The sequence below is a fragment of the Acidovorax sp. Root568 genome, from assembly GCF_001427445.1.
GTDB lineage: Bacteria > Pseudomonadota > Gammaproteobacteria > Burkholderiales > Burkholderiaceae_C > Acidovorax > Acidovorax delafieldii.
Genome location: NZ_LMGP01000010.1, coordinates 279,624 through 300,712, shown reverse-complemented (window position 1 = coordinate 300,712; position 21,089 = coordinate 279,624). Strand labels below are relative to the sequence as shown.

Sequence of the window (21,089 nt, the reverse complement as noted above, 5' to 3'; positions counted from 1 at the left end):
GGATTGCCTGTACAGGATTCTAGACCTGCACAGTGCGCGCCAAACAGCGCTGCGCTGTACATGGACGGGCCGTGGCGTGGATTCCAGAATTCGCCCCATTCCTGGTTTTCATTCCCTTTTTTGTCCTTCACAGCCACCGCCCACACCATGCAGCAAGACCGCCATTTCACCAACGCCGCCCTCCTCACCCGCCGCCACGCCGCAGTGGCCCGGGGCGTGGGCCAGGCCCATGAACTCTTCATCCACAAGGCCCGCAACGCCGAGCTGTGGGATGTGGAGGGCCGCCGCTTCATCGACTTTGCCGGTGGCATCGCGGTGCTCAACACCGGCCACCTGCACGCTGGCGTGATCGCCGCCGTCAAGGCCCAGCTGGACCTGTACACCCACACCTGCTTTCAGGTGGTGGCGTACGAACCGTACGTGGAAGTGTGCGAGCGCCTTAACACGCTGGCCCCCGGCGCGTTTGCCAAAAAGAGCCTGCTGCTCACCACCGGCGCCGAGGCCGTGGAAAACGCCATCAAGATCGCCCGCGCCTACACCAAGCGCCCTGGCGTGATCGCCTTCACGGGCGGCTACCACGGCCGCACCAACCTCACGCTGGGCCTCACCGGCAAGGTCGTTCCGTACAAGGTGGGTTTTGGTCCGTTCCCGGGTGAGACCTACCACGCGCTGTTCCCCAACGCACTGCATGGCGTGAGCGTGGAGCAGGCCCTGCATTCGGTGGAGCTGATCTTCAAGAACGACATCGAGCCCGAGCGCGTGGCCGCCTTCATCGTCGAGCCCGTGCAGGGCGAAGGCGGCTTCTATGTGGCCCCGCCCGAGTTCATCACCGGCCTCAAGGCCCTCGCAGACCGGTACGGCATCCTGCTGATTGCCGACGAAGTGCAGACTGGCGCGGGCCGCACGGGCACGTGGTTCGCCTGCGAACAATGGCCGGTGGCCCCCGACCTCATCACCACCGCCAAGTCGCTGGCGGGCGGCTTCCCCCTGTCGGGCGTGGTGGGCCGCGCTGACGTCATCGACGCGCCTGCAGCTGGCGGCCTGGGCGGCACCTATGCGGGCAGCCCGGTGGCCTGCGCGGCAGCCCTGGCGGTGATCGATGCGTTCGAGCAGGAAAACCTGCTGGCCCGCAGCCAGGACATGGGCGCGCTGCTGGTCAGTGCCCTGAAAGCAATGGCCGCCAAAGTACCCGCCATCGGCGACGTGCGCGGCCTGGGTGCCATGGTGGCGATCGAGCTGTTTGAAAACGGCGATCTACACCGCCCCGACGCCGCACTGACCAAAAAGGTCGTGGCCGAAGCCGCGCGGCGCGGGCTCATCCTGCTGTCCTGCGGCACTTACGGCAACGTGATCCGCATCCTGGTGCCCCTGACTGCATCGGACGAACTGCTGCACGAAGGCCTGGCCATCCTGGCCGACAGCTTCGCGGCTGTGGGCTGAATCCCTTCTCCCTTGATTGCCCCCACCACCATGAACCACGCAGAACCCCTGGTCCGCTTCAGCGGCGTGCAAAAAACCTACGACGGCGAACAGCTTGTGGTGCGTGCGCTGGACCTGGACATCCAGCGCGGCGAGTTCCTGAGCCTGCTGGGGCCTTCGGGCTCTGGCAAGACCACCACGCTGATGATGCTGGCCGGCTTCGAGTCGCCCACGGCGGGCGACATCCTGCTCGATGGCAAGCAGATCACGCGCACGCCGCCGCACAAGCGCAACTTTGGCATGGTGTTCCAGAACTACGCGCTGTTCCCCCACCTCACCGTGGGGCAGAACGTGGCTTACCCGCTCACCGTGCGCAAGGTGCCCAAGGCCGAGCAGGCCGAACGCGTGAAGAAGGCGCTGGACATGGTCCGCCTGTCGGGCATGGCCGACCGCCTGCCCGCACGCCTGTCGGGCGGCCAGCAGCAGCGCGTGGCGCTGGCCCGCGCCCTGGTGTTCAACCCCCAGCTGGTGCTGATGGACGAGCCCCTGGGCGCGCTGGACAAACAGCTGCGCGAGCACATGCAGATCGAGCTGAAAGAGCTGCACCGCCAGCTGGGCGTGACCTTTGTGTACGTGACCCATGACCAGGGCGAAGCCCTGACCATGAGCGACCGCGTGGCGGTGTTCAACGAAGGTGTCATTCAGCAGTTGGCCGATGTGGAGTCACTGTACGAGACCCCGTCCAACCGCTTTGTGGCGGGTTTTGTGGGCGACAGCACGGTCATCACCGGTACGCTGCAAGGCAGTGGTACGGCGTGGGCTTTGCAGTTGCCTGACGGCCAGCGCCTGCCCGGCCTCAATGTGAACCACCTGGCACCCGGCGCCCCGGCCGAGGCCTGCATCCGCCCCGAGCGCATTGCGCTGCATGCCGCCAGCGCCACGCCCCAGGCCCCCGCCCTGCGCGCCACGGTGGCCCGTGCCATCTATTACGGCGACCACCTGCGCCTGATGTGCGACATCGGCGCCGGCCAGGCGCAGGCCACCGTCAAGCTGCCGCTGACCCGCGCCGACGCCAACCCGCACCCCGAACCTGGCGATGCGGTGCTGCTGGAGTTCCCCACGGAATCCGTGCGCATCTACGCCGCGCCCACCATTCACTGAACCGTATTTTTTGTTCCCCGTCCCCTTCCCTCAACCCCTAGGAAACCGCACCATGAAAAACAAGAGCCTGATCGCCTGCGCTGCCCTGTCTGCCTGCCTGGCCCTGCCCAGCCTGGCGCAGCAGCAACTCACCGTCGTCAACTTCGGCGGTGCCAACGCCAATGCACAAAAGAAGGCCTTCTACGAGCCCTACGAAAAGGCTGGCAACAAGATCGTGGCCGTGGAGTACAACGGCGAGCAGGCCAAGGTCAAGGCCATGGTCGAGGCCAAGAAGGTGACCTGGGACGTGGTCGAGGTCGAATCGCCCGACGCCGCGCGCGGCTGCGATGAAGGCCTGTACGAAAAGCTGGACTACAGCAAGATCGTGCCCAAGGCCGACCTGCTGCCCGCTGCGGTGAACGAGTGCGCCGTGGGCATCTTTGTGTGGTCCACCGTCATGGCCTACAACGGCGACAAGCTCAAGACCCCACCCACCAGCTGGGCTGACTTCTGGGACACCAAGAAGATCCCGGGCAAGCGCGGCATGCGCAAGGGCGCGCGCTACAACCTCGAATTTGCGCTGCTGGCCGATGGCGTGAAGCCCGCCGACGTGTACAAGGTGCTGGCCACCAAGGACGGCGCCGACCGCGCGTTCAAGAAGCTGACCGAACTCAAGCCCAACATCCAGTGGTGGGAGGCCGGTGCCCAGGCGCCCCAGTTCCTGGTCGCAGGCGATGTGACCCTGACCACGGTGTTCAACGGCCGCATCGACGCCGCCAATCGCGAAGGCCGCAACCTCAAGATCTACTGGCCCGGCGGCATCTACGACCTGGACTACTGGGCCATCCCCAAGGGCACACCCAACAAGGATGCTGCTGTGAAGTTCATCGCCTTCACGATGCAGACCCCACAGCAAGCCGCCTATGCACAGAACATTGCCTATGGCCCGGCCAACACCAAGGCCCTGGCGTCGCTGGACAAGAAGGTGCTGGACGACCTGCCCACCTCGGCCACCAACGCCAAGGAGGCCCTGCAGTTCAGCGTGGGCTTCTGGGCCGACCAGGGCGAGGCGCTGGAAAAGCGCTTTGCCGCCTGGGCCACGCAGTAAGCCTGCGCCCGACCGCCTGAGCCATGAGCCCACACCAGCAGCAGACAGAGCCCACCACCATGCAAGCCCACTCCGGCGTGATCGCCATGAACGCCCCTGATATGGCCCCGCACCGCGCACAGGACAGCCACGCCCCCGGCGCGCTGCGCAAAGCCCTGGCCCGCGCCGAAGTGCGGCGCAAATGGCGGGCGTTCAGCCTCACGCTGCCCTTGCTGGTGTTTCTGCTGCTCACGCTGCTGGTGCCCATTGCCGCGCTGCTGCAGCGCGCGGTGGAGAACCCCGAGGTGGCCAACGCGCTGCCCGGCACCATGCGTGCCCTGGACGGCTGGGACCGGCGCGACGCACCACCGGCGGCGGCCTACGCCGCGCTGGTGGGCGATCTCGCCCGCCTGCCCGACCGTTCGGACGCTGGCGCCCTGGCGCGCCGGCTCAACTCCGAGGTACCGGGCGCACGCTCCATGGTGATGGGGGCCTACCGCGACCTGCCTTTTGAAGGTTCTGCCGACGCCATCAGGGAGCGCCTGCTGGGCGCCGACCCCCGCTGGGGCGAGGCACCCTTCTGGCGCGCCATAGCCAAGAACGGCGCCCGCTGGACGCCCGACTACCTGCTTGCATCGGTGGACCTGCAGCGCGACGCACTGGGCCAGGTCGAACGCATGCCCGAGGAGCAGCGCGCCTTCGGCGGCATCCTGCTGCGCACGTTCCACATCAGCCTGGTGGTCACACTGGTGTGCCTGCTGGTGGGCTACCCGCTGGCCTGGTGGCTCGCCTCATTGCCTGCGCGTTCGGCCAACGTGCTGATGATCCTGGTGCTGGTGCCTTTCTGGACCTCGATCCTGGTGCGTGTGGCCGCTTGGATCGTGCTGCTGCAATCCGAAGGCCTGGTCAACCGGGGCCTGATGGGCCTGGGCCTGATCGAACAGCCGCTGGCGCTGCTGTTCAACCGCACGGGCGTGGTGATTGCCATGGTGCACATCCTGCTGCCGTTCATGATCCTGCCGCTGTACAGCGTGATGAAAAGCGTGCCGCCCACCTACCTGCGCGCGGCGGTGTCGCTGGGCAGCTCGCCGATTGCCGCGTTCTTTCGGGTGTATGTGCCGCAAACCTACCCCGGCATTGGCGCGGGTGCGCTGCTGGTGTTCATCCTGGCCATTGGCTACTACGTCACGCCCGCACTGCTGGGCGGGGCCGATGACCAGATGCTGAGCTACTACATCGCCCGCTACACCAACGTGGAAGTGAACTGGGGCATGGCCTGCGCGCTGGGTGCCCTGCTGCTGGCTGCCACGCTGCTGCTGTACGGCGTGTACCGCCGCATTGGCAAAGCCGAATTGAGTCTGGGCTGATCACTCCCTCCAAAGCTGAAAGTCGCTGACCATGTTTCGCTTGCCCCAATTCCCCCTGTACGCCACGTTGGCCGACAAGCTCGGCTGGTGGGCCGTGCGCGCACTGTGCGTGTCCGTGCTGGTGTTCCTGCTGGCCCCCATCCTGGTGATGGTGCCGCTGTCGTTCTCCGAAAGCTCGTTCCTCGCCTACCCCATCCACGGCTGGTCGCTCAAGTGGTACCGCAACCTGTTCGAGTCGGCCGAATGGGCCCGTGCCACGCGCAACAGCTTCATCGTGGCGCCCGCAGCCACGATGATTGCCACTGTGCTGGGCACCCTGGCCGCCGTGGGCCTGTCGCGGGCGGACTTCCGGTTCAAGGGACTGCTCATGGCCATCCTGATTGCTCCCATGGTGGTGCCCATCATCGTGGTGGGCGTGGCCACCTACCTGTACTTCGCGCCGCTGGGCCTGGCCGACAGCTACATCGGCCTCATCATCGTGCACGCAGCCCTGGGCGCACCCTTTGTGCTGACCACCGTGCTGGCCACGCTGGCGGGCTTCAACCACAACCTGGTGCGCGCCTCGCTGAGCCTGGGTGAGACACCGCTCAACACCTTCTTCCGCGTGACGCTGCCGGTGATTGCGCCGGGCGTGATCTCCGGCGCGCTGTTTGCGTTTGCCACCTCCTTTGATGAAGTGGTGGTCACCCTCTTCCTGGCCGGGGCCGACCAGTCCACGCTGCCGCGCCAGATGTTCAATGGCATCCGCGAGAACATTTCGCCCACCATTGCCGCCGTGGCCACACTGCTCATCCTCTTCACCACCAGCCTCTTGCTGGCGTTGGAGTGGCTGCGGGGCCGGCGCGCATGATGGCGCAGGCCGTGTTCACCAGCGCACGCATCCCCACCCATGCCCCTGTTGCCGGTGCCACTTTGGCGACGCATTGCGCAGCCCCGCCCATGCTAGCCTTTGGCTAGATGTACGCGGGTCGTTGGCTACCCGCTCTGCACCCCTTCTCTTTTCTGCTCGCCCTCTGTTTCGTCACCTCTCCCGGAAGTATTCCCATGGACATGAAGACATCTCCCCTCACACTGCTGAACGACCCCACGCTGCTCAAGACTGACGGCCTCATCAACGGCCAATGGGTGGCGGGCAGCAGCCGCTTTGACGTGAACGACCCAGCCACGGGCCTGAAGCTGGCCGACGTGGCCAATCTGGGCCCGCAGGATGCCGAGGCCGCCATTGCCGCCGCAAACGCCGCCTGGGGCCCCTGGAAAACCAAGACCGCCAAGGAGCGCAGCATCATCCTGCGCAAGTGGTTTGACCTGCTGATGGCGAACCAGGACGACCTGGGCCGCATCATGACCGCCGAACAGGGCAAGCCCCTGCCAGAAGCCAAGGGCGAGGTCGCCTACGGCGCGAGCTTTGTGGAATGGTTTGCCGAAGAGGCCAAGCGCATCAACGGCGAGACCCTGCCCCAGTTTGACAACAACCGCCGCCTGCTGGTGCTCAAGCAACCCATCGGCGTGTGCGCGGCCATCACGCCATGGAACTTCCCGCTGGCCATGATCACCCGCAAGGTCGCGCCTGCGCTGGCTGCGGGCTGCCCCGTGGTCATCAAGCCGGCCGAGCTGACGCCGCTCACCGCCCTGGCCGCCGCCGAACTGGCCATCCGCGCGGGCATTCCGGCCGGTGTGTTCAACATCCTGCCCGCAGACAGCGACAACTCGATTGCCATCGGCAAGGTGCTGTGTGCGAGCGACGTGGTGCGCCACATCAGCTTCACGGGCAGCACCGAAGTGGGCCGCATCCTGATGGCGCAGTCGGCCCCCACGGTCAAGAAGATGTCGCTGGAGCTGGGTGGCAATGCGCCCTTCATCGTGTTCGACGACGCCGATATCGACAGCGCCGTGGAAGGTGCCTTTGCCAGCAAGTACCGCAACGCGGGCCAGACCTGCGTGTGCACCAACCGCTTTTATGTGCAGGAAGGCGTGTACGACGAGTTCGTGGCCAAGTTCGCCGCCAAGGTCAAGACGGCCAAGGTGGGCAATGGCTTTGAAGCCGGTGTGAACCAGGGCCCGCTGATCGAGGAAGCCGCGCTGGCCAAGGTGCAGCGCCACGTGGACGACGCGCTGGCCAAGGGCGGCCAGGTGGTGGCTGGCGGCCAGCGGCTCAAGAGTCTGGGCTCCGGGCAGTTCTTCGAGCCCACGGTGGTGGCCAATGCGTCGGCCGACATGCTGTGTGCCCGCGAAGAAACCTTTGGCCCGTTTGCGCCCGTGTTCAAGTTCAAGACCGAGCAGGAAGCCATCGACGCAGCCAACAACACCGAGTTCGGCCTGGCCAGCTACTTCTACAGCCGCGACGTGGGTCGCATCTTCCGCGTGACCGAGGCGCTGGAATACGGCATGGTCGGTGCCAACGTGGGCATTCTGGCCACAGAGCACGTACCCTTTGGCGGCGTCAAGCAGTCGGGCCTGGGCCGCGAAGGCTCGCACTACGGCATGGACGACTATGTGGAGATCAAATACCTGTGCCTGGGCGACATCCAGAGCGGCCAATGAGCGAATGCCAGGGAGCTGTCGCTTCGCTCTGCCGGTGAATAGCTATTATTTTTATAGCTTTACAGGCAGATATTTGTAGCGCTTCGAGCCCAAAATGTCTGAAAGCGCAGGTGGATTGCGTCCCTGCGCGCTTTGGCGCCCGAAGTCTCTTGCGCGTCTGCAGCGAGGGGCTTACACGCAGCGGTAGATCACTTCAAAGCGACTGACCTGGGCCGACAGTTCTGCCCCCAGGCCATATCGTGCGCAATGTTTTTCGGCCGCATTGAGGGCTCCGTCAGGGCCCAGCGTTGAATTTTCCCAGTTAATGGATACCGACTTCCCGTTGCCAACAACAACGAACGGCGCGGGGGGTGTGTAGGCGCAGCCAGCCACACCTGCGGCCAGCACCGCCCGCCAGAGCCAAGCCGTCAGAGTCATCGGTTTCATGTGCGCGTCCATGCGGCCCGCAGTGTATCGGATAGGACTGCGGGGTGGACTCAGCGTTGTTGCGGCCCTCCGCTCAGCCACAGCCGCTTGATCTGCAGACCGGCCCACACCGCAAAAAATACGGACAGCCCAAACACCCAACCCGACAGCGCGCCCGCCATGCCGCCGGACAGCAGCGTGCCAACGGTGCAGCCCAGCCCGGTCACGCCCCCCCAGCCCAGGAACACGCCACCCGACAGGCCCCGTACAGCATCGCGCCACGTAGGCCAGCGCGGCACAAACTGGCGGCTGGCCGTGGCTGCCACGAACGCTCCCGCCACCAGGCCCACCAACAGCGCGGCATTGGGGGTAAACCAGGTGGCCTGCGGCACGGTAGCGCAACCCGCAAATCCATCGAGCCCATCGAGCCGGTCTGGAATCCAGCCCTGCTCCTGTGCCCACTGGCGTGCGGCGCTGCCCAGCGTCGCCGTCACGCCCAGGGGTCGCATGCGCACGATGGCAAATGCGCCAATCAGACCCACGACCAACCCGCCTACCCAGTAGTGCCAGCGCCCGGTCCACAGTTTGCGCCACACGGCACGCAGTCCTGGTACGACAGGGACTGCACCCGGCGCTGATGATGCGGCGGCCTCCTGCGCAAAGCCCCGCCAAAGCCAGGCAGCCACCAGGGCCAGCCCGCCCAGTTGCACCAGCAAGGCGCCGCCATACCCCAGGTGGGCAGGCAGCCACACCACGGGCGCATCGGCCACGCTCTGGCTGTACAAGGGGTTCCAGGTCTTGAAACCCAGGATGAAGCCCAGTGCCGACCCGGCCAGCGCGAACGGCGATACCGTGGCCCCTTCGGCCAGCCGGTACCAGTGCGCGCTGATGCACGAGCCCGACACCACCATGCCGGTACCAAACGACAGCCCAGCCGCTACCAGCACCCAGCTCACGGGGCCGATGTGCATGTCGGGCGGCAGCTTACCCGGCTGGGGCACCGGCAGCCAGCTGCCCAGCACCACGGTGTAGCCCACCACCCCCACCGCCAGCGCCAGCACGATGGCCAGCAGCCCGCGCGGATTGCGGTCTTCAAACCAGTCGCGCGCGTGGCAGTAAAAGCAAAAGCGCGAGCGCTGCAGCACGAGCCCCAGCACAGCACCCGTGACCAAAGCAAAGACGAGCGTGCGCCCGCCTGGCAAGCCCTGAACCGCCTGGGCACCCCAACCCAATGCCACCAGCGCTGCGAGCGACGCCAGGGCTCCTGCGCCAGAGAAATTGATCTTGTATGTCATTGCACCGCACCCATAAAAAAAGCCCGCACCAGGCGGGCTGTAAAGGAGACCCCCTACCAAAAATCAAAAACTCTCTTTGTTCTGCATTGCACCTTCTTCCCAAAAGGTTCTGTCGGTCAACCCATTCACTTCGCAGCCCAGATGGTGCCCGCCGGGTTGGTGATGGGCACGCCCACCGAGTTGCCGTATTCCGTCCACGAGCCGTCGTAGTTCTTCACGCTGTAGCCCAGGATCTTGGACAGCGCAAACCAGGTGTGGCTGGAGCGCTCGCCGATGCGGCAGTAGGTGATGATGGGCTTGCTGCCGTCCAGGCCTGCGCTGGCGTAGAGCTTTTTGAGGTCTTCAGCCGACTTGAAGGTGCCGTCTTCCTTCACTGCCTGGCCCCAGGGCACGTTGGCCGCGCCGGGGATGTGGCCGGCGCGGATACTCAGCTCGGGCACACCCGCCGGGGCAAAAATCTTGCCGGAGTATTCGTCGGCCGAGCGGATGTCCACCAGCTTCGCGTTGCTCTTGCCTTCGGCGGCTGCCAGTGCGTCCGACAGGCGGGCGCGCAGGTCGGTATTCACCTTGGTCACCTTGTAGCTGGTGGCTGCCACATCCGGTACGCGGTTGTTCAGCGGCTGGTTTTCCGCCTCCCACTTCTTGCGGCCGCCGTCGAGCAGCTTCACGTTCTTGACACCATAGATGTCAAACACCCACGCACCCCAGGCAGCAAACCAGTTGTTGGTGTCGCCGTACAGCACCACCGTGGTGTCTTGCGACACACCCGCCTTGGACAACAGGGCCTCAAACGCCTCCTTGCTCACGATGTCACGGCGCACCCGGTCGTTCAGGTCCTGGTGCCACGAGAAGTTGACCGCACCCGGCACATGGCCGCGCTCGTACAGGCCGGGGTTCACGCTCACCTCCACAACGCGCACCTGCTGGTTGTCCAGGTTCTGCGCCAGCCATTCGGTGGTGACCAGAGGGCCGGCGGGGATGGGTGTGGCAGCGAGCAAAGTTCCACCGAATAGCGCCATGCAGGATGCCAAGGAGGCACGCATCCAGCGGCGTCCAGACCATTGCGATGAGAGAGTGCGTTGGGTTGTCATTGGCATCCGTTCCTTTTCTTTGAAGTGCCTGCGCAGTGCAGCAGGTAGAAGGAATTTAGAGCCCGACGCGATCACACCCAACCAACATGTTCGGCTATGGATATGCGTTTTGCACGCTTGCACAAAGCGCTTGCCAGACAGCTGGCGGATGCTGCCTATAATCCGGAGCGTCGCGGGTGTAGTTCAATGGTAGGTATTCACTCTCAATTGAATATCCAACATATGAATAGAAAACTACACCGCAAACTACACCTAACGTTTGCTTCAACTTGTTGCTCGTCGTCCCCGCGATTGCCTGCCTCGTCATCGCCATCACCGATGGCGACACCCTGACCGTCCGCTGCGGCGAGCCAGACGCCTACGAGCAGGTCATCGTCCGCATCAGCGCCATTGACGCCCCCGAGAAGCGCCAAGCCTTCGGTCAGGTGTCGCGCCAGCACCTGGCGAAGCTCTGCTTTGAGCATGTCGCCACCATCACCCCTCGAACCCATGACAGGTACGGCCGCACCGTAGGCGATGTGGAGTGCCAAGGTCAGGACGTGGCCACCGAACAGGTGCGCTCAGGAATGGCCTGGTTCTATGTGAAGTATGGAAAGGGGTATGAGCACCTGCGAGGGCTGGAGACTGAGGCCCGGGAATCGGGGCGCGGGCTGTGGACGGCTGAGGCCATCCCACCTTGGGACTGGCGGAAGCTTCAAAAATGATTAGCCACCTACGGGTGGCTCTTTTCTTGGGCGGATGATCCTGGGGATAGTCAGGCCCCAGGGGGCGCCACCAGTAGCGAAACCCTCAGTCCTTGTGGCCAGCACACTTCCCATTGGCCTTGCGGTAGCCTGGGCCGCCACGCGAGCCGCAGCCACCGCGACTACCTCCCCCGCTTGAGTGCGACCTGGAGCCACCGCCACTGCGACGTCCCCGGGCTTGAGCATCATTCGCGACCAATCCTGCAAGACCGGCAATCAGCGCTGCACCGAGAAGGCGGCGTTTCATTGCTTCGTGCCTTCCTTACCCGTGTATGGATTCACGTTTCCCTTCTGACTCCAATTGTTGGACTTGGTGTTGTCTGGGTTGGTCGCATGGTGCGGAGGAACGTAGGTGCCGTTCTTTGTCGTGTGTCCTGCAACGCTGTGGCTGCCGCCAGAACTGTGTCCTCCGCCGCCCCCCTTTGCTACGGCCAACGAACAAACGGCCAATGCCGCGACCAGGATCAGAGTCTTCTTCATATCGTCATTCCCTCCGCGCCAACAGCAGCGCACGGAAATGGTGCACGACGCGGTGTTGCTGCACAAGGGAATTTGCGCCAGCCTGAGAGCAATGGATTGCGGCAGATCAAGAGAGGGCCACCAGCCGCCCCACCGAGCTGGCAATGGCCTTCGATCCAGCCGTTGGCCCGCCCCTTCGGATGGCTTCTTCATGTGTACTTGTGAACCAGCCTGCCCCACAGAGCTATGGCAATACCGATCATGGCTCCGAATGCCCCAGCACCATGCCCTTGCCCTGACGGGAATGGATGGCTGAACGGGCACTTCATTCAGGGTGCTATGCGTGCTCCCATGAGGTTGGGCTGGCCACCGTACAGCTACTACCACTCAGATTTTTCACGTGACAGACAATCACAAGTGAAACACATGGAGATAAATATTACTGAAGCGCGCATGTTGTAATGTTTTTTCATATTTTCCATGGGAGAACCAGTGAAACATTTAAAAATCGCTATCGCGTCGGCTCTTGTGTCGCTCTGTGCAAGTAACGCTTCAGCATGGAATATTGCTGAATTCTATTACACGATGGACCCAAGCACCATCGAACCGATTTCCTCCGGTTTTAATCCCATACTCACGCACACCGGCCCAGTATCTTTTCCCTCAAACGGGAAGGCATTTTTTAATGCCGTCAATATCGCAAATACGGCTGTCGGCTCGACTTTCACACAGTTTTCTCCTAATATCTGGAGCGGCTACGCATGGACCGGACTGGATCCTGCTGACCGCAGTAATCAATCTCAGTCCGGCTTAGGCTATAACGGAAATATCCCTTCGTACGGCAACAACGTATTTCAGCTGGATGCTGGACGGGTTGGGATGTTCTTGAACACATACAACCTGACTCCACCCAACCCGGCGCTTACCTCTGCCCAGCAATTCGTTCGCTTTTTCTCCCCTAAGCGAACAATTTGGACGCAAAACGATACAACCAGCCAATTATGTGTAAATGGTTATATTGACCTTCATAGCTGGGAAGGGTCAAAATCGCAAGCATTAATGACCTTCGCCTTTGACGAATTAGGAACCGATCGGTTCTTCTTTCTGAACATCATGATGCTTGATACAAGTCAATCCAACACGATGACTGAAGGCGTTATGATCGACAAGACTTCGGATACCGGCGCTCCAATTGCGATTACTTTCTTCCAATCGCAAAATTCCCCAAACCTATTGAGTCGATATTCAAGCCCCATTTCAGGCTATGGAGCGGTGCTGGAAGGCTATACGAAGGTGCCCTCAAAGGCAGCAAGTTATTCCTCTTCGCCAAAACACTGGGGCGCCTGTATAGATAAAACTCAGTTCGCCAGGATATTGCAAGATGTCCGTCAAAAAAGACCGCTATTCTCGGCAGATCCATCCGCCTACGGTCTTTCATCTGCTCTCTGGGGTCCTGAAATTGAAGGACCCGGGATCGTTGGGATGTCAATTTATGCCGCGAACGTGTTTCGTACCACTCCTTGAACGTGCCAACACATTCTGAGACGACGTAAGCAAGAATTGCTGCGGCTGCCCCGGCCTTGCAAAGAGGTAGAGGCAGCCGTCATCTCGCTATGCCTTCGTGGCGGGGATGAAGCGCCTTACAGCCGTACGCCAAGAACTCTGCAGTGTCCTTGGCCAGCTTTGAGCGGGCTTTCTTTTGGGTTGATCTCCTACGTGACTGGGGTGGCGCGCCGCGCTCAATCGACTCATGCACAAGGAGCGCTCCATGGCCACAGATCCGAACGAACACCCAGCTCACAAAGTCCCCGAGCAATTCCCCCTCCCGCCAGGCGATCTGCCGCCCAGCACCGAGCCGCCAACCCTGCCGCCGCAACCACAGCTCCCCAATGGTTCAGTGCCAGATCCCTACCAAGGCGAAGTGGAGAACGAGGACGACGACCCGGTAGGTAAGCCGCCGAGAATTTGAGCAGAGCTCCCAGCCATGATTCCAGAGCGTGGCTAGGAGGCCCTCGTGAACGTCCCATCGGACCCTAGCGGCTCGCACTGAGTGGCAAGCACTTGGCGACCTCTGGAGGTAATCGCCAAAACGCGTGCGTATTGCCTTTCCGAGTGTGGGTGCGGCAGCAGGACGGTTACCAATTCTGCAGCCCGCAATACGCGGAGCTTGTCGATGCTTGCTTCATCCTCCACGGTAAGTGGTAAGGAGGCTTCAGCGATCTCCCGCAGGTACTCAAATGGCATACACATCTCCCTTGGACATGTCTCGGAGCGTGAGATTCTTGACGAGTTGTCGCGGCGAAGATGTGAGCAATCGTTGCCCACTTTTGGTGCATGGCTACTTAAACTCCTCGGTCTGAAGCGACCGTGGATTTCAGAATTCAATCTCATCGCAGGAACTGCCCCGGATCTGTGCGGGCTTGCTTTTGCGGCACTTTGTGTTAGCCCCACCGGCCACCTACGGTGGCTTTTCATGCTGGCGCAGCGTTGAACAGCTCAACCGCCGGAACCCGAATCAGCGCCGCCGCTTCTTGCTGAGTACCGGTCAGCCAAATGTCCACGTCCACCAGCTCGATAGGGATCACGCTGCGTTTGTCCTGGTCTTCCAGTGGCAGCGGCTTTTTGGTCTTGGGGTCCAGTTCGTTCTTGTGCATGCGCCCCATGAGCGGGTGGCCATCAGCATTGATGGTCAGCATCGTGTAGCTCTCGTGCACCTCGCCTGTGGCCTTGTCGGTCCAAGTGTTCCAAAGTCCGGCCAGCCCCCAGGGGTGGCCATCGGCGCGACGGAACCGCCACCACTCGCATTTCTTGAACGGGGCGTCGTAGGGGCCCCAGTAAGGCTCATCAAACGTGTCTGCGGGGATGATGCACCGCTGCCCACGCGCCCAGGGCATCTTGAAGCTGGCCTTGGCTGCCAGCTCTTCCGACCTGGCGTTGTTGGTCTGGTACGCCAGTTTCGCCTCTTTGGCGAACCACGGGATCAGACCCCACTGGCCCACGACCAACTCGCGGCTGTAGCCCACGTCATCCCTCCCCCTGCGAATGAAGGGGCCTTGACCACGTAGGAATAGTGTTGTGTCCCACCATCGGACGGGATTGCGGCTGCCAATAGCCCACTCGCGTTCCATCTCAGCCATCGCTGGCGGTGTGTAGCGGTTGCACATACCACCACTGTACACCCAGCTTGCAAAACACTGTATGCTTTAACAGTGTTTGGAGAACATCATGAGAATCGAGATCCGCTACTCATGGCGGTACAAGTGGGGCGGCCGCATGGTCACGTCGAGCATCAAGATGACAGAGGAACGGGTCCGCAAGGAAAGCCCAGAGGCAGTGCGTCTGGACAACACAAGGGAAGAGTTCCTCATCCGGGACCAACCCTGCGAGATCGATCAGGCCAACATCGACCTTGTGTCCCGAAGTGTGGGGAATGGGCCCGTGCGCCTATCCCGACTGAATCGACCGAAGACCGTGCCGCAGGAGGCTGAGTTCGTGCCCCTGCCCCATGAAGCAGCGCTGTACCAGATCAGCGAGTTGGATGACGTCTGGACTGTGACCTCGACAGCCACCAGCCCGCACCGCGTCGTCTACCGGGGGCGTGGCCCCGTATCAGTGGAGCCAGCACCATGAGCAGCCCTATCCTCTACCCTACCCTGCTGCGCACGCCGACCTGGTACGGTGGCATGCCCGATGAGTTGGTGCTGCCGCTGGAGGCTGCAGCCTATAAGGTTGAGCAGGTAGAGCCCGACCGCTGGACGGTGACCGTGAAGCACACGGGCGAGGTGCTGTACCGAGGGATTGGGCCGGTGGAGGTAGTGGAGTCGCCAGCGCCGTTTTAAAAGCCAAACGGTCCAAACGATGCATTGCAGCGCGCCTCCAGACGTGGCAACAATGCCCGGCCCCGATCCCAAGCCTCATCAATCAATTTCACCAAATTCACAGCCCGCAAGCGCAGCTCCGCATCGCTCATCTCTTTGTGATGCTCACAAATGATCTCTATAGCGCCTTCAAATGCCGTCACTTTGGCGTAGACATAGACAACATCTTCTACCAACTCATGCCCCAGAAGCCCGATCTTGTCCACCACAACACCAAAGTACGCAGGGGCCGGAGACTTACCAAACCTAAAAATTAGCTGGTCCCTTGACCCATTGTCGATTGCCAGAATCCACGCAGCAATACCCTGCTCGAACTCCGACTTGTTAGCCTCATAAGTGCGAAGCTCTCCCAAAATGCCAGCAGCAAGCGCTGATCCATCACGGAATCGCTTGTAACTATCTCCAACGAATTGAGTTAAGTACACAGCTGCCACCGTCGCCGAGGCGCCAAGAATCGCTGTTGCTAAATCTGCCACACAAACCCTCCCAGAAGCAATGCGCCGATTGTTGCATCAGTCGATAAGCGGCCGGGGACAGGGTGGGCGCATTGTTGTGCATGCGCACGCGCATGCACTGCCATCAGAATTCACCTGCTGGCGGTCAACCTCCAAGGAATGGCGCGCGGTCTATAGCCATGCAATCTCGCTGGAGCTTATCAAGGGGCATCAGAGGGAATTCATCCCCTCGCGTTTGATCCAGCGAATCTTTCCAGCTAACGCTTCGAACATGGCCCCCATTCAGTGCGACGGCAGGAAGCCGGTGTCTGCTAACTCTGGGTTTTCAATGCCATCACCCGTGTCAAGTATGGAATACCTCGACCACTATAAAAACGGCTGTCTCTACTATCACACCTGCAATCGCTTTCTCTACTGCGCAACAGGATTCATTCGAGTAGCGATGGTATCGCCCAAAGCCGAAAGCGCAAAAGCAATCAATATTCCCATCTGATCACCCACACCGCCCAAACAAAGCATCAAATGAAATACGCAGACAAAATTCAATCGCAGATAATAATAAACAACATTCAAGCCGGAAAATTCACACCCCTCGAAATTGACAGTTTATTCATGAAATTGCGAGCATTCTCAAGGGGGAACCACGTATTTCGAGATGCGGCGGATCTCATTGCTCACAACGAAGGTCGCGATTCCGGACTAACAAATTCTCACATCAGGGATGTATTTCTTTCTTTTCGATTTTATATAGAGTACACATACGCAAAAAAAAATCTCGACATTTCCAAACCATTCCCATCATGGATCAAGAGCCTTCTGAAAGCACAGGTAAAAAATATTGATGCCTATACGTTAAAAAGCAAATTCAACACTGATCATCAACGATTTGGGGACTGGATTGAACAGAACTTTAAAATTGACAAAAGCACTGCTTCCGTAAAGCCATTTGCAATCAATTTGCCAAAATTAAAGATTGAACTCTTGGAGTTACTTCTCGGCAGAATTGTAGTGGCCCCCGCAATAACCGAAGAGACTCTGATTAGAGATCTGATCAATGTACTTAAGATCAATGGCTTTACTATTGACGAGAATGCAATTCAACGACAGAGTGCAAAAATTTGTTTGTGCACAATGATGCACATGCATAACACCCAGTACAAAATTGACACTGGATTTATTGCAACTTGCGAAATATCAAGTGAGCAGGCGCAACAAGAGATTACAACAAAAAATTCACATGAGTTGATGAATTTTGGAAAACTCTGTGTAAAAGCTGCATTCCCAGCATTTCAGGATCGCCCAACCAACGTGAAATTTGCGTTCGATATTCTTAAAACAAACACGGAGGCAATTGAATTTTCCACATTAGGCCTGATCAAACCACTAGAGATAAAGGAAATGCCCGGAGTGGAGTACGTAGTCTTTCAGCCCGGACCAACACTTATCCTCAGGGAGGATTTCATGCTTGAGGAACATGTTGAATAATCGGCACACTCGATAGTAATTCGCCCCCCGCTGATTACCCAGCGAATCGCAAGCACACAGAGCCGCGACATCTCTCATCAGGATTGCATGCCATTTGCGTTGGACATATAAGTGAATAATTGAATCGGCAAATAGAATTTAATCACTTCATCACGATCCAGAAATTTCCGACCTGCAAGTACATTGAGGAAGCAAACCGCGATAAATCAAATATGTGATGTTTCACGCGCAGCCTTTGAATAGCGGTAAGCGCGCGCACAGTGCGAGCGCACCTGATGTCAAGTAACACGCAGCCCTGCTGTGTCACGGCCCAGCCACAAGTGGCGCAGTACACGCCGCCAACGCGGCGCGCATCTTGATTTCGTAGGCCTCGCGGCGGTCGATCTCGGACAGGGCGGCACGCAGCAGCACCCACGGGGCTGCACCGGTGGCCAGCGACTCGGTGGGCATGGCGGGCCGGTCGGGCACCACCTCCTTGCACTCCACTGGAACGGGCACGTTCACACGTGTGTACTGTGGTGTTCCAGCGCAACCCGCGCCCACCAAGGCTGCGGCCAGCGTTGGTACAAAACGCACCGCCCGATGTTCCAGCGCGTTCCAAAATGTTCCACTCATTTCACCGCCCTCCCCTGCAGCCATTCATCGCCCAGCGCCTGCATGCTGGCGCACATATCGCCCGGCACCTTGGGCTGCAGGCCCAGGGTGTAGTCCGCGCGCTGCTGCAGGCCCTGCGCGGTGGACGCTGCGGCCGCGCGGGCTGGTGCAGCTGCTGCCTTGCGCTTGTCTGCCAGCTCGCGCAGATCCTGCGCCGCATCGCTGCAGGCAGTGGCATCTGCGCGCGCCTGGTCGCGCTGGCCAGCGGCGGCCGTGGTTTCGTCGCGCTGGCCAAGGTAGGCCCAGCCCAAGCCAGCGTTGGCTGCAAGGCTGATCGCAAGCACAACCATCATGGGCGTGATCGTGGGCAGCGGAATCATGGCAACTCCTGAATGCCCAGCTGGGCGCCCTGGTCGGTGATGGTTATCACGCGGTTGGAGGCCTTGTCGGGCACTCGGGTGCTGACGTGAACCCACTGCTTGCCCTTCACGCCCTCCAGGATCAGCTGGCCGATGCCCAGCACCGACACCAGCGGCGCCAGGCTGCGGGCGATCTGGTACGGTGTACCGTAGCCAGGCGCCACGATGTCGGCCGCGTGGCCTTGGGTGTGGTCGCTGCTGGTAACTCCGCCCACGGCCGCGTTGAGCTGGCGCCCACGGTAGCCGCTGGTCACGGTGATGGGCGCATTCAGCGTACTGCGGATGCGCTCCAGCATCTCGGCCGTGAGCACCAGGCGCGGCAGGATCTCGGGCGGGGGCGTGTTGTCCAGCCCGAGCTGGCGGGCCTTGCTGCTGGCCGTCAGCTCGGCCAGGGTGAAATGTTGTGTGAGCTGCATGGGTTGCTACCCTTCTTTGACGCGTGTACGAACGATGAGCACCGCGAAGCCCAGCAGTACGCAGGCATCCTGCAGCGTGGGTGTCTCCAGCGGTAGAAGTGGCGTGATGAAGGCCCCGGCACCGCCGGTGGCCAGCAGGCCCCAGGCGATGGCCTTGAGCCATTCGGTGGCGCGCTCGCGCGGCGCAAGGCCACGCCTGCAGGGCGCAGTGCGCTCCAGCTTGTTCAGGGCTTCGGCTAGGACGATGACGCCCGACAGCCAGTGCACCAGGCCCAGCGCGGTGACGGCAGACAGGGTGATGGTCATGGTGTGGCCCCTCCCCCCGGCACCTGTGGCACGGTTTGCACCTGCCCGCTAAAGCGCTTGATGAAGAACACCAGCACCTGCTGCGCGCCACCGCCCACAGCAAACGCGACTCCCATCAGCGCCGGGTCTTGCAGCTGGTGGACCAGCAAGGTCAGCGGCGCCAGGTAACCCGCTGTCAGGCTGCTGGCAAAAGCGACGAACATGCGGCGCACGGTGGTGCGCAGCAGCTCGCGCCAGGTGTCGCTGCTGCCGGGCACGGCGTTGAGCAGGATGATGGCCACCAGCGCACCAGCAAAGCCAGCGATCAGCACATCCACACGCAGGCCCAGTGACACACCAAACGCGGTGATCATGGTGCTGGCGGCGGTGGCGGTGGCCACTGTGAGCACACCGGCGGCGGTGGTGGTTGGTTCAGGCATTGGCATCCCTCATTCATCGTTGTTTTTGTTCTGCCGCCCGGTCGATCGCCGCCACCAGCAGCGCGGCCAGGCGGTCGCTGGCCTCTTGCGTGCGGTGGATGCCATCGGCGGTTGTGTCGCCGTCGCGGTAGTCCTCGCCCCACCCCGCGTGTTGCAGGCCGTACTCCCTGGCCAGGGCGTGGGTGATGGCGTTGTGTTGAGCCGCCAGCGGTGGCGGGCTGGGTGTGCCCACGATGCCGGTAAGCACCGGCACCCTGCCCTCGCGCTGCACCTGGTCGATGGCTGCGCGCAGATCCAGCTCGTAGCCCTCGGTGGCCCGGTAGGCGTCCACAAAGCCCGGCTGCAGCACCACGTAGCGGCCCGTGCGCGGCGCGGTGGCAAAGCCCGGCATCAGGTCTTTGAGGCGGGTGCCGTTGGCTGCGTGGTCCACCACCTGCCACTGCGGCCGCATCGCCCGGATGCGCTCCAGGGGCGTGACTGCCACCCCGTAGCCTGCGGGGATGCTGTCGCCGTACAGATCCACCGTCACGGGCTCAGGCGATGCCCCACCAGAGCCACCACCGCCACACGCCGCCAGCGCCAGGCAAGCGGCCATAAAAAAACCCGCCAGCGGCGGGTTCTGCAGGAAGGTGCGGATGCGCTTCATGGTCGCTCTTCGGGCGCCACCGGGGCGCCAATGATCTGGGCCACGTCTGCCTCCGTCACCGGGCCAGAGCCCGGAAACACCGGATTGGCTGCCGGCTGCTCTGCAGCCACCAGCATGCCCAGCATGGGCGGCAGGTCGGGGTCGTCCAGGTCGATGAACGTGAGGCGGCTCAGGTAGCTGCGCAGGGCAACGCACACGGGGTGCGTGCTGGTGTCGATGGCAAACACGCGCATGGGGCCGATGCGCTTTTGCAGCGCGCCCAGGGTGATGCGGCGCTGCTCGGGCGGGGGCGGCATGTCCACAAGCTGGGGCGTACCTGCCTCCTGGCTGGCCTGCGGGTCGTACAGCTTGCCCAAGCGCGACGGGTCAAAGTCGGGCACCTCCACAATGCCGGGGCCTTCGATGGCGCCCGAGGTCTCGGTGTGTGCCGTGACGATTCCGGCTTCGTTGATCTCGATGTAGTAAGGCATCAGTAGAACTCCTCAAGTTGCCAGCCAACTTGCGTGTTAGTGGCTGCGGCTCCGCGCGTAGTGGCGGTGATCGTTGTGCTGTTGGTGAGGTCGATACGCGGGATACCAGCTTCGCTGGTGTTGACAATCCCGAGGCCACCCAGCCAGGTCAACTTCGATTTACCAGTCACGACGGCAGAAATGGTTGCCGTGGCGGATGTCGCGCTAGCACCGATGGTGATGACGCCACGCTGGAGTGACTTGAGCGCACGGCCACCAAATGGCCGGTAGTTGGTGGTGTCTGATGACGGGTCTGTGGCTCCAGACCCAGCTGCGGTCACACGCACGTAGGCCTGGTAGTTGTCGGCCGGGCTCATCACTACCTGGCCCTGCTTGTAAGTGACGCCGGAAACCCACAGCTTGCCGCCGCCGCCCATGAAGTCAGATGCTGCGCTCATTGCTCTTTTCCTTTCTG

At 61.6% G+C, this 21,089-nt stretch carries 26 protein-coding genes; 12 read left to right on the top strand and 14 right to left on the bottom strand.

Annotation, left to right across the window (positions count from 1 at the left end; translation table 11 throughout):
- Window positions 1-147 precede the first annotated feature (147 nt).
- From gabT to ASD75_RS07940, 6 genes are all read left to right on the top strand, one after another.
- Window positions 148-1,440 carry a 4-aminobutyrate--2-oxoglutarate transaminase gene (gene gabT, locus ASD75_RS07965; RefSeq protein WP_056744567.1) on the top strand — a complete coding sequence of 431 codons (1,293 nt, stop codon included), beginning with the start codon at window positions 148-150 and terminating at the stop codon, window positions 1,438-1,440.
- A gap of 30 nt (window positions 1,441-1,470) precedes the next feature.
- Window positions 1,471-2,580, top strand: a complete 1,110-nt coding sequence (locus ASD75_RS07960; protein ID WP_056745133.1) for an ABC transporter ATP-binding protein — start codon at window positions 1,471-1,473, stop codon at window positions 2,578-2,580.
- Between the two features lie 52 nt (window positions 2,581-2,632).
- Entirely contained in the window at window positions 2,633-3,667 is a 1,035-nt protein-coding gene (locus tag ASD75_RS07955; RefSeq protein ID WP_056063211.1) for an ABC transporter substrate-binding protein, read from the top strand.
- A 101-nt stretch (window positions 3,668-3,768) separates the two neighbouring features.
- Window positions 3,769-5,013: an ABC transporter permease gene (locus ASD75_RS07950; protein ID WP_116750417.1), complete on the top strand. Its 1,245-nt coding sequence runs from the start codon at window positions 3,769-3,771 to the stop codon at window positions 5,011-5,013.
- Between the two features lie 31 nt (window positions 5,014-5,044).
- The gene (locus tag ASD75_RS07945; protein WP_056744565.1) at window positions 5,045-5,863 is read left to right on the top strand and encodes an ABC transporter permease; all 819 of its coding nucleotides are present in this window, start codon (window positions 5,045-5,047) and stop codon (window positions 5,861-5,863) included.
- A 194-nt stretch (window positions 5,864-6,057) separates the two neighbouring features.
- Window positions 6,058-7,554 carry an NAD-dependent succinate-semialdehyde dehydrogenase gene (locus tag ASD75_RS07940; RefSeq protein ID WP_056744563.1) on the top strand — a complete coding sequence of 499 codons (1,497 nt, stop codon included), beginning with the start codon at window positions 6,058-6,060 and terminating at the stop codon, window positions 7,552-7,554.
- Window positions 7,555-7,725: 171 nt separating this feature from the next.
- Here ASD75_RS07940 and ASD75_RS07935 read toward each other — a convergent pair whose 3' ends face one another.
- From ASD75_RS07935 to ASD75_RS07925, 3 genes are all read right to left on the bottom strand, one after another.
- Window positions 7,726-7,980, bottom strand: coding sequence for a hypothetical protein (locus tag ASD75_RS07935; protein WP_156400972.1), 255 nt, complete (start codon window positions 7,978-7,980; stop codon window positions 7,726-7,728).
- Between the two features lie 50 nt (window positions 7,981-8,030).
- Window positions 8,031-9,254, bottom strand: coding sequence for a YeeE/YedE family protein (locus ASD75_RS07930; protein WP_056744559.1), 1,224 nt, complete (start codon window positions 9,252-9,254; stop codon window positions 8,031-8,033).
- Between the two features lie 125 nt (window positions 9,255-9,379).
- Window positions 9,380-10,273: a sulfurtransferase gene (locus ASD75_RS07925; RefSeq protein WP_200947576.1), complete on the bottom strand. Its 894-nt coding sequence runs from the start codon at window positions 10,271-10,273 to the stop codon at window positions 9,380-9,382.
- Window positions 10,274-10,614: 341 nt separating this feature from the next.
- On the opposite strand from ASD75_RS07925, the gene ASD75_RS07920 reads away from it, so the two are divergent.
- Window positions 10,615-11,049, top strand: coding sequence for a thermonuclease family protein (locus ASD75_RS07920; RefSeq protein ID WP_235511573.1), 435 nt, complete (start codon window positions 10,615-10,617; stop codon window positions 11,047-11,049).
- A 282-nt stretch (window positions 11,050-11,331) separates the two neighbouring features.
- Here the strand turns inward: ASD75_RS07920 and ASD75_RS23260 are convergent, their stop codons facing one another.
- Complete coding sequence (locus tag ASD75_RS23260; RefSeq protein ID WP_082564945.1) at window positions 11,332-11,568, bottom strand: hypothetical protein; 237 nt, start codon at window positions 11,566-11,568, stop codon at window positions 11,332-11,334.
- A 459-nt stretch (window positions 11,569-12,027) separates the two neighbouring features.
- On the opposite strand from ASD75_RS23260, the gene ASD75_RS23670 reads away from it, so the two are divergent.
- Window positions 12,028-13,071: a hypothetical protein gene (locus ASD75_RS23670; RefSeq protein WP_162251087.1), complete on the top strand. Its 1,044-nt coding sequence runs from the start codon at window positions 12,028-12,030 to the stop codon at window positions 13,069-13,071.
- 947 nt (window positions 13,072-14,018) lie between these two features.
- Here ASD75_RS23670 and ASD75_RS07915 read toward each other — a convergent pair.
- Entirely contained in the window at window positions 14,019-14,675 is a 657-nt protein-coding gene (locus ASD75_RS07915; RefSeq protein ID WP_369817475.1) for an SOS response-associated peptidase, read from the bottom strand.
- A 97-nt stretch (window positions 14,676-14,772) separates the two neighbouring features.
- Between ASD75_RS07915 and ASD75_RS07910 the strand changes: the two genes are divergently transcribed.
- Both ASD75_RS07910 and ASD75_RS07905 read left to right on the top strand, forming a co-directional pair.
- Entirely contained in the window at window positions 14,773-15,177 is a 405-nt protein-coding gene (locus ASD75_RS07910; RefSeq protein WP_056744551.1) for a hypothetical protein, read from the top strand.
- Entirely contained in the window at window positions 15,174-15,386 is a 213-nt protein-coding gene (locus tag ASD75_RS07905) for a hypothetical protein (protein ID WP_056744549.1), read from the top strand. Before ASD75_RS07910 ends, ASD75_RS07905 begins: the two co-directional genes overlap by 4 nt.
- Here ASD75_RS07905 and ASD75_RS07900 read toward each other — a convergent pair.
- Complete coding sequence (locus tag ASD75_RS07900; RefSeq protein ID WP_156400970.1) at window positions 15,383-15,901, bottom strand: hypothetical protein; 519 nt, start codon at window positions 15,899-15,901, stop codon at window positions 15,383-15,385. The genes ASD75_RS07905 and ASD75_RS07900 overlap by 4 nt on opposite strands.
- A 19-nt stretch (window positions 15,902-15,920) precedes the next feature.
- Between ASD75_RS07900 and ASD75_RS23665 the strand changes: the two genes are divergently transcribed.
- Both ASD75_RS23665 and ASD75_RS23660 read left to right on the top strand, forming a co-directional pair.
- Entirely contained in the window at window positions 15,921-16,373 is a 453-nt protein-coding gene (locus ASD75_RS23665) for a hypothetical protein (RefSeq protein ID WP_156400969.1), read from the top strand.
- A 29-nt stretch (window positions 16,374-16,402) separates the two neighbouring features.
- Window positions 16,403-17,365 carry a hypothetical protein gene (locus tag ASD75_RS23660; RefSeq protein WP_156400968.1) on the top strand — a complete coding sequence of 321 codons (963 nt, stop codon included), beginning with the start codon at window positions 16,403-16,405 and terminating at the stop codon, window positions 17,363-17,365.
- A 303-nt stretch (window positions 17,366-17,668) separates the two neighbouring features.
- Here ASD75_RS23660 and ASD75_RS07890 read toward each other — a convergent pair whose 3' ends face one another.
- From ASD75_RS07890 to ASD75_RS07855, 8 genes are read right to left on the bottom strand one after another with little or no spacing between them, the layout of a single operon-like run.
- A complete protein-coding gene (locus ASD75_RS07890) occupies window positions 17,669-17,980 on the bottom strand; it encodes a hypothetical protein (protein WP_056744544.1) in 312 nt (103 codons plus the stop codon).
- A complete protein-coding gene (locus tag ASD75_RS07885) occupies window positions 17,977-18,339 on the bottom strand; it encodes a hypothetical protein (RefSeq protein WP_056744542.1) in 363 nt (120 codons plus the stop codon). Before ASD75_RS07885 ends, ASD75_RS07890 begins: the two co-directional genes overlap by 4 nt.
- Window positions 18,336-18,794, bottom strand: a complete 459-nt coding sequence (locus tag ASD75_RS07880; RefSeq protein ID WP_056744540.1) for a D-Ala-D-Ala carboxypeptidase family metallohydrolase — start codon at window positions 18,792-18,794, stop codon at window positions 18,336-18,338. The genes ASD75_RS07885 and ASD75_RS07880 overlap by 4 nt, the downstream gene beginning before the upstream one ends.
- A 6-nt stretch (window positions 18,795-18,800) precedes the next feature.
- Window positions 18,801-19,100 (bottom strand): hypothetical protein, encoded by a 300-nt coding sequence (locus ASD75_RS07875; protein WP_056744538.1) that lies wholly within the window; start codon window positions 19,098-19,100, stop codon window positions 18,801-18,803.
- Complete coding sequence (locus ASD75_RS07870) at window positions 19,097-19,519, bottom strand: hypothetical protein (RefSeq protein ID WP_056744537.1); 423 nt, start codon at window positions 19,517-19,519, stop codon at window positions 19,097-19,099. Before ASD75_RS07870 ends, ASD75_RS07875 begins: the two co-directional genes overlap by 4 nt.
- A 13-nt stretch (window positions 19,520-19,532) precedes the next feature.
- A complete protein-coding gene (locus ASD75_RS07865) occupies window positions 19,533-20,165 on the bottom strand; it encodes a hypothetical protein (RefSeq protein ID WP_056744535.1) in 633 nt (210 codons plus the stop codon).
- Window positions 20,162-20,635: a hypothetical protein gene (locus ASD75_RS07860; RefSeq protein WP_056744533.1), complete on the bottom strand. Its 474-nt coding sequence runs from the start codon at window positions 20,633-20,635 to the stop codon at window positions 20,162-20,164. The genes ASD75_RS07865 and ASD75_RS07860 overlap by 4 nt, the downstream gene beginning before the upstream one ends.
- The gene (locus ASD75_RS07855; RefSeq protein WP_056744532.1) at window positions 20,635-21,072 is read right to left on the bottom strand and encodes a hypothetical protein; all 438 of its coding nucleotides are present in this window, start codon (window positions 21,070-21,072) and stop codon (window positions 20,635-20,637) included. The genes ASD75_RS07860 and ASD75_RS07855 overlap by 1 nt, the downstream gene beginning before the upstream one ends.
- Window positions 21,073-21,089 lie beyond the last annotated feature (17 nt).

Excerpts from the sequence above, each read along its gene's own strand:
- ASD75_RS07950 (WP_116750417.1), top strand. The coding sequence starts at position 3,769 with ATGGCCCCGCACCGCGCACAGGACAGCCACGCCCCCGGCGCGCTGCGC.
- ASD75_RS07940 (WP_056744563.1), top strand. The coding sequence starts at position 6,058 with ATGGACATGAAGACATCTCCCCTCACACTGCTGAACGACCCCACGCTG.
- ASD75_RS07960 (WP_056745133.1), top strand. The coding sequence starts at position 1,471 with ATGAACCACGCAGAACCCCTGGTCCGCTTCAGCGGCGTGCAAAAAACC.
- ASD75_RS07885 (WP_056744542.1), bottom strand. The coding sequence starts at position 18,339 with ATGATTCCGCTGCCCACGATCACGCCCATGATGGTTGTGCTTGCGATC.
- ASD75_RS07915 (WP_369817475.1), bottom strand. The coding sequence starts at position 14,675 with ATGGAACGCGAGTGGGCTATTGGCAGCCGCAATCCCGTCCGATGGTGG.
- ASD75_RS07890 (WP_056744544.1), bottom strand. The coding sequence starts at position 17,980 with ATGAGTGGAACATTTTGGAACGCGCTGGAACATCGGGCGGTGCGTTTT.
- ASD75_RS07875 (WP_056744538.1), bottom strand. The coding sequence starts at position 19,100 with ATGACCATCACCCTGTCTGCCGTCACCGCGCTGGGCCTGGTGCACTGG.
- ASD75_RS23670 (WP_162251087.1), top strand. The coding sequence starts at position 12,028 with ATGGGAGAACCAGTGAAACATTTAAAAATCGCTATCGCGTCGGCTCTT.
- gabT (WP_056744567.1), top strand. The coding sequence starts at position 148 with ATGCAGCAAGACCGCCATTTCACCAACGCCGCCCTCCTCACCCGCCGC.
- ASD75_RS07910 (WP_056744551.1), top strand. The coding sequence starts at position 14,773 with ATGAGAATCGAGATCCGCTACTCATGGCGGTACAAGTGGGGCGGCCGC.
- ASD75_RS07955 (WP_056063211.1), top strand. The coding sequence starts at position 2,633 with ATGAAAAACAAGAGCCTGATCGCCTGCGCTGCCCTGTCTGCCTGCCTG.
- ASD75_RS07855 (WP_056744532.1), bottom strand. The coding sequence starts at position 21,072 with ATGAGCGCAGCATCTGACTTCATGGGCGGCGGCGGCAAGCTGTGGGTT.
- ASD75_RS07930 (WP_056744559.1), bottom strand. The coding sequence starts at position 9,254 with ATGACATACAAGATCAATTTCTCTGGCGCAGGAGCCCTGGCGTCGCTC.
- ASD75_RS07905 (WP_056744549.1), top strand. The coding sequence starts at position 15,174 with ATGAGCAGCCCTATCCTCTACCCTACCCTGCTGCGCACGCCGACCTGG.
- ASD75_RS23260 (WP_082564945.1), bottom strand. The coding sequence starts at position 11,568 with ATGAAGAAGACTCTGATCCTGGTCGCGGCATTGGCCGTTTGTTCGTTG.
- ASD75_RS07935 (WP_156400972.1), bottom strand. The coding sequence starts at position 7,980 with ATGAAACCGATGACTCTGACGGCTTGGCTCTGGCGGGCGGTGCTGGCC.
- ASD75_RS07860 (WP_056744533.1), bottom strand. The coding sequence starts at position 20,635 with ATGCCTTACTACATCGAGATCAACGAAGCCGGAATCGTCACGGCACAC.
- ASD75_RS07945 (WP_056744565.1), top strand. The coding sequence starts at position 5,045 with ATGTTTCGCTTGCCCCAATTCCCCCTGTACGCCACGTTGGCCGACAAG.
- ASD75_RS07870 (WP_056744537.1), bottom strand. The coding sequence starts at position 19,519 with ATGCCTGAACCAACCACCACCGCCGCCGGTGTGCTCACAGTGGCCACC.
- ASD75_RS07865 (WP_056744535.1), bottom strand. The coding sequence starts at position 20,165 with ATGAAGCGCATCCGCACCTTCCTGCAGAACCCGCCGCTGGCGGGTTTT.
- ASD75_RS23665 (WP_156400969.1), top strand. The coding sequence starts at position 15,921 with ATGCGCCGATTGTTGCATCAGTCGATAAGCGGCCGGGGACAGGGTGGG.
- ASD75_RS07880 (WP_056744540.1), bottom strand. The coding sequence starts at position 18,794 with ATGCAGCTCACACAACATTTCACCCTGGCCGAGCTGACGGCCAGCAGC.
- ASD75_RS23660 (WP_156400968.1), top strand. The coding sequence starts at position 16,403 with ATGAAATACGCAGACAAAATTCAATCGCAGATAATAATAAACAACATT.
- ASD75_RS07925 (WP_200947576.1), bottom strand. The coding sequence starts at position 10,273 with ATGGCGCTATTCGGTGGAACTTTGCTCGCTGCCACACCCATCCCCGCC.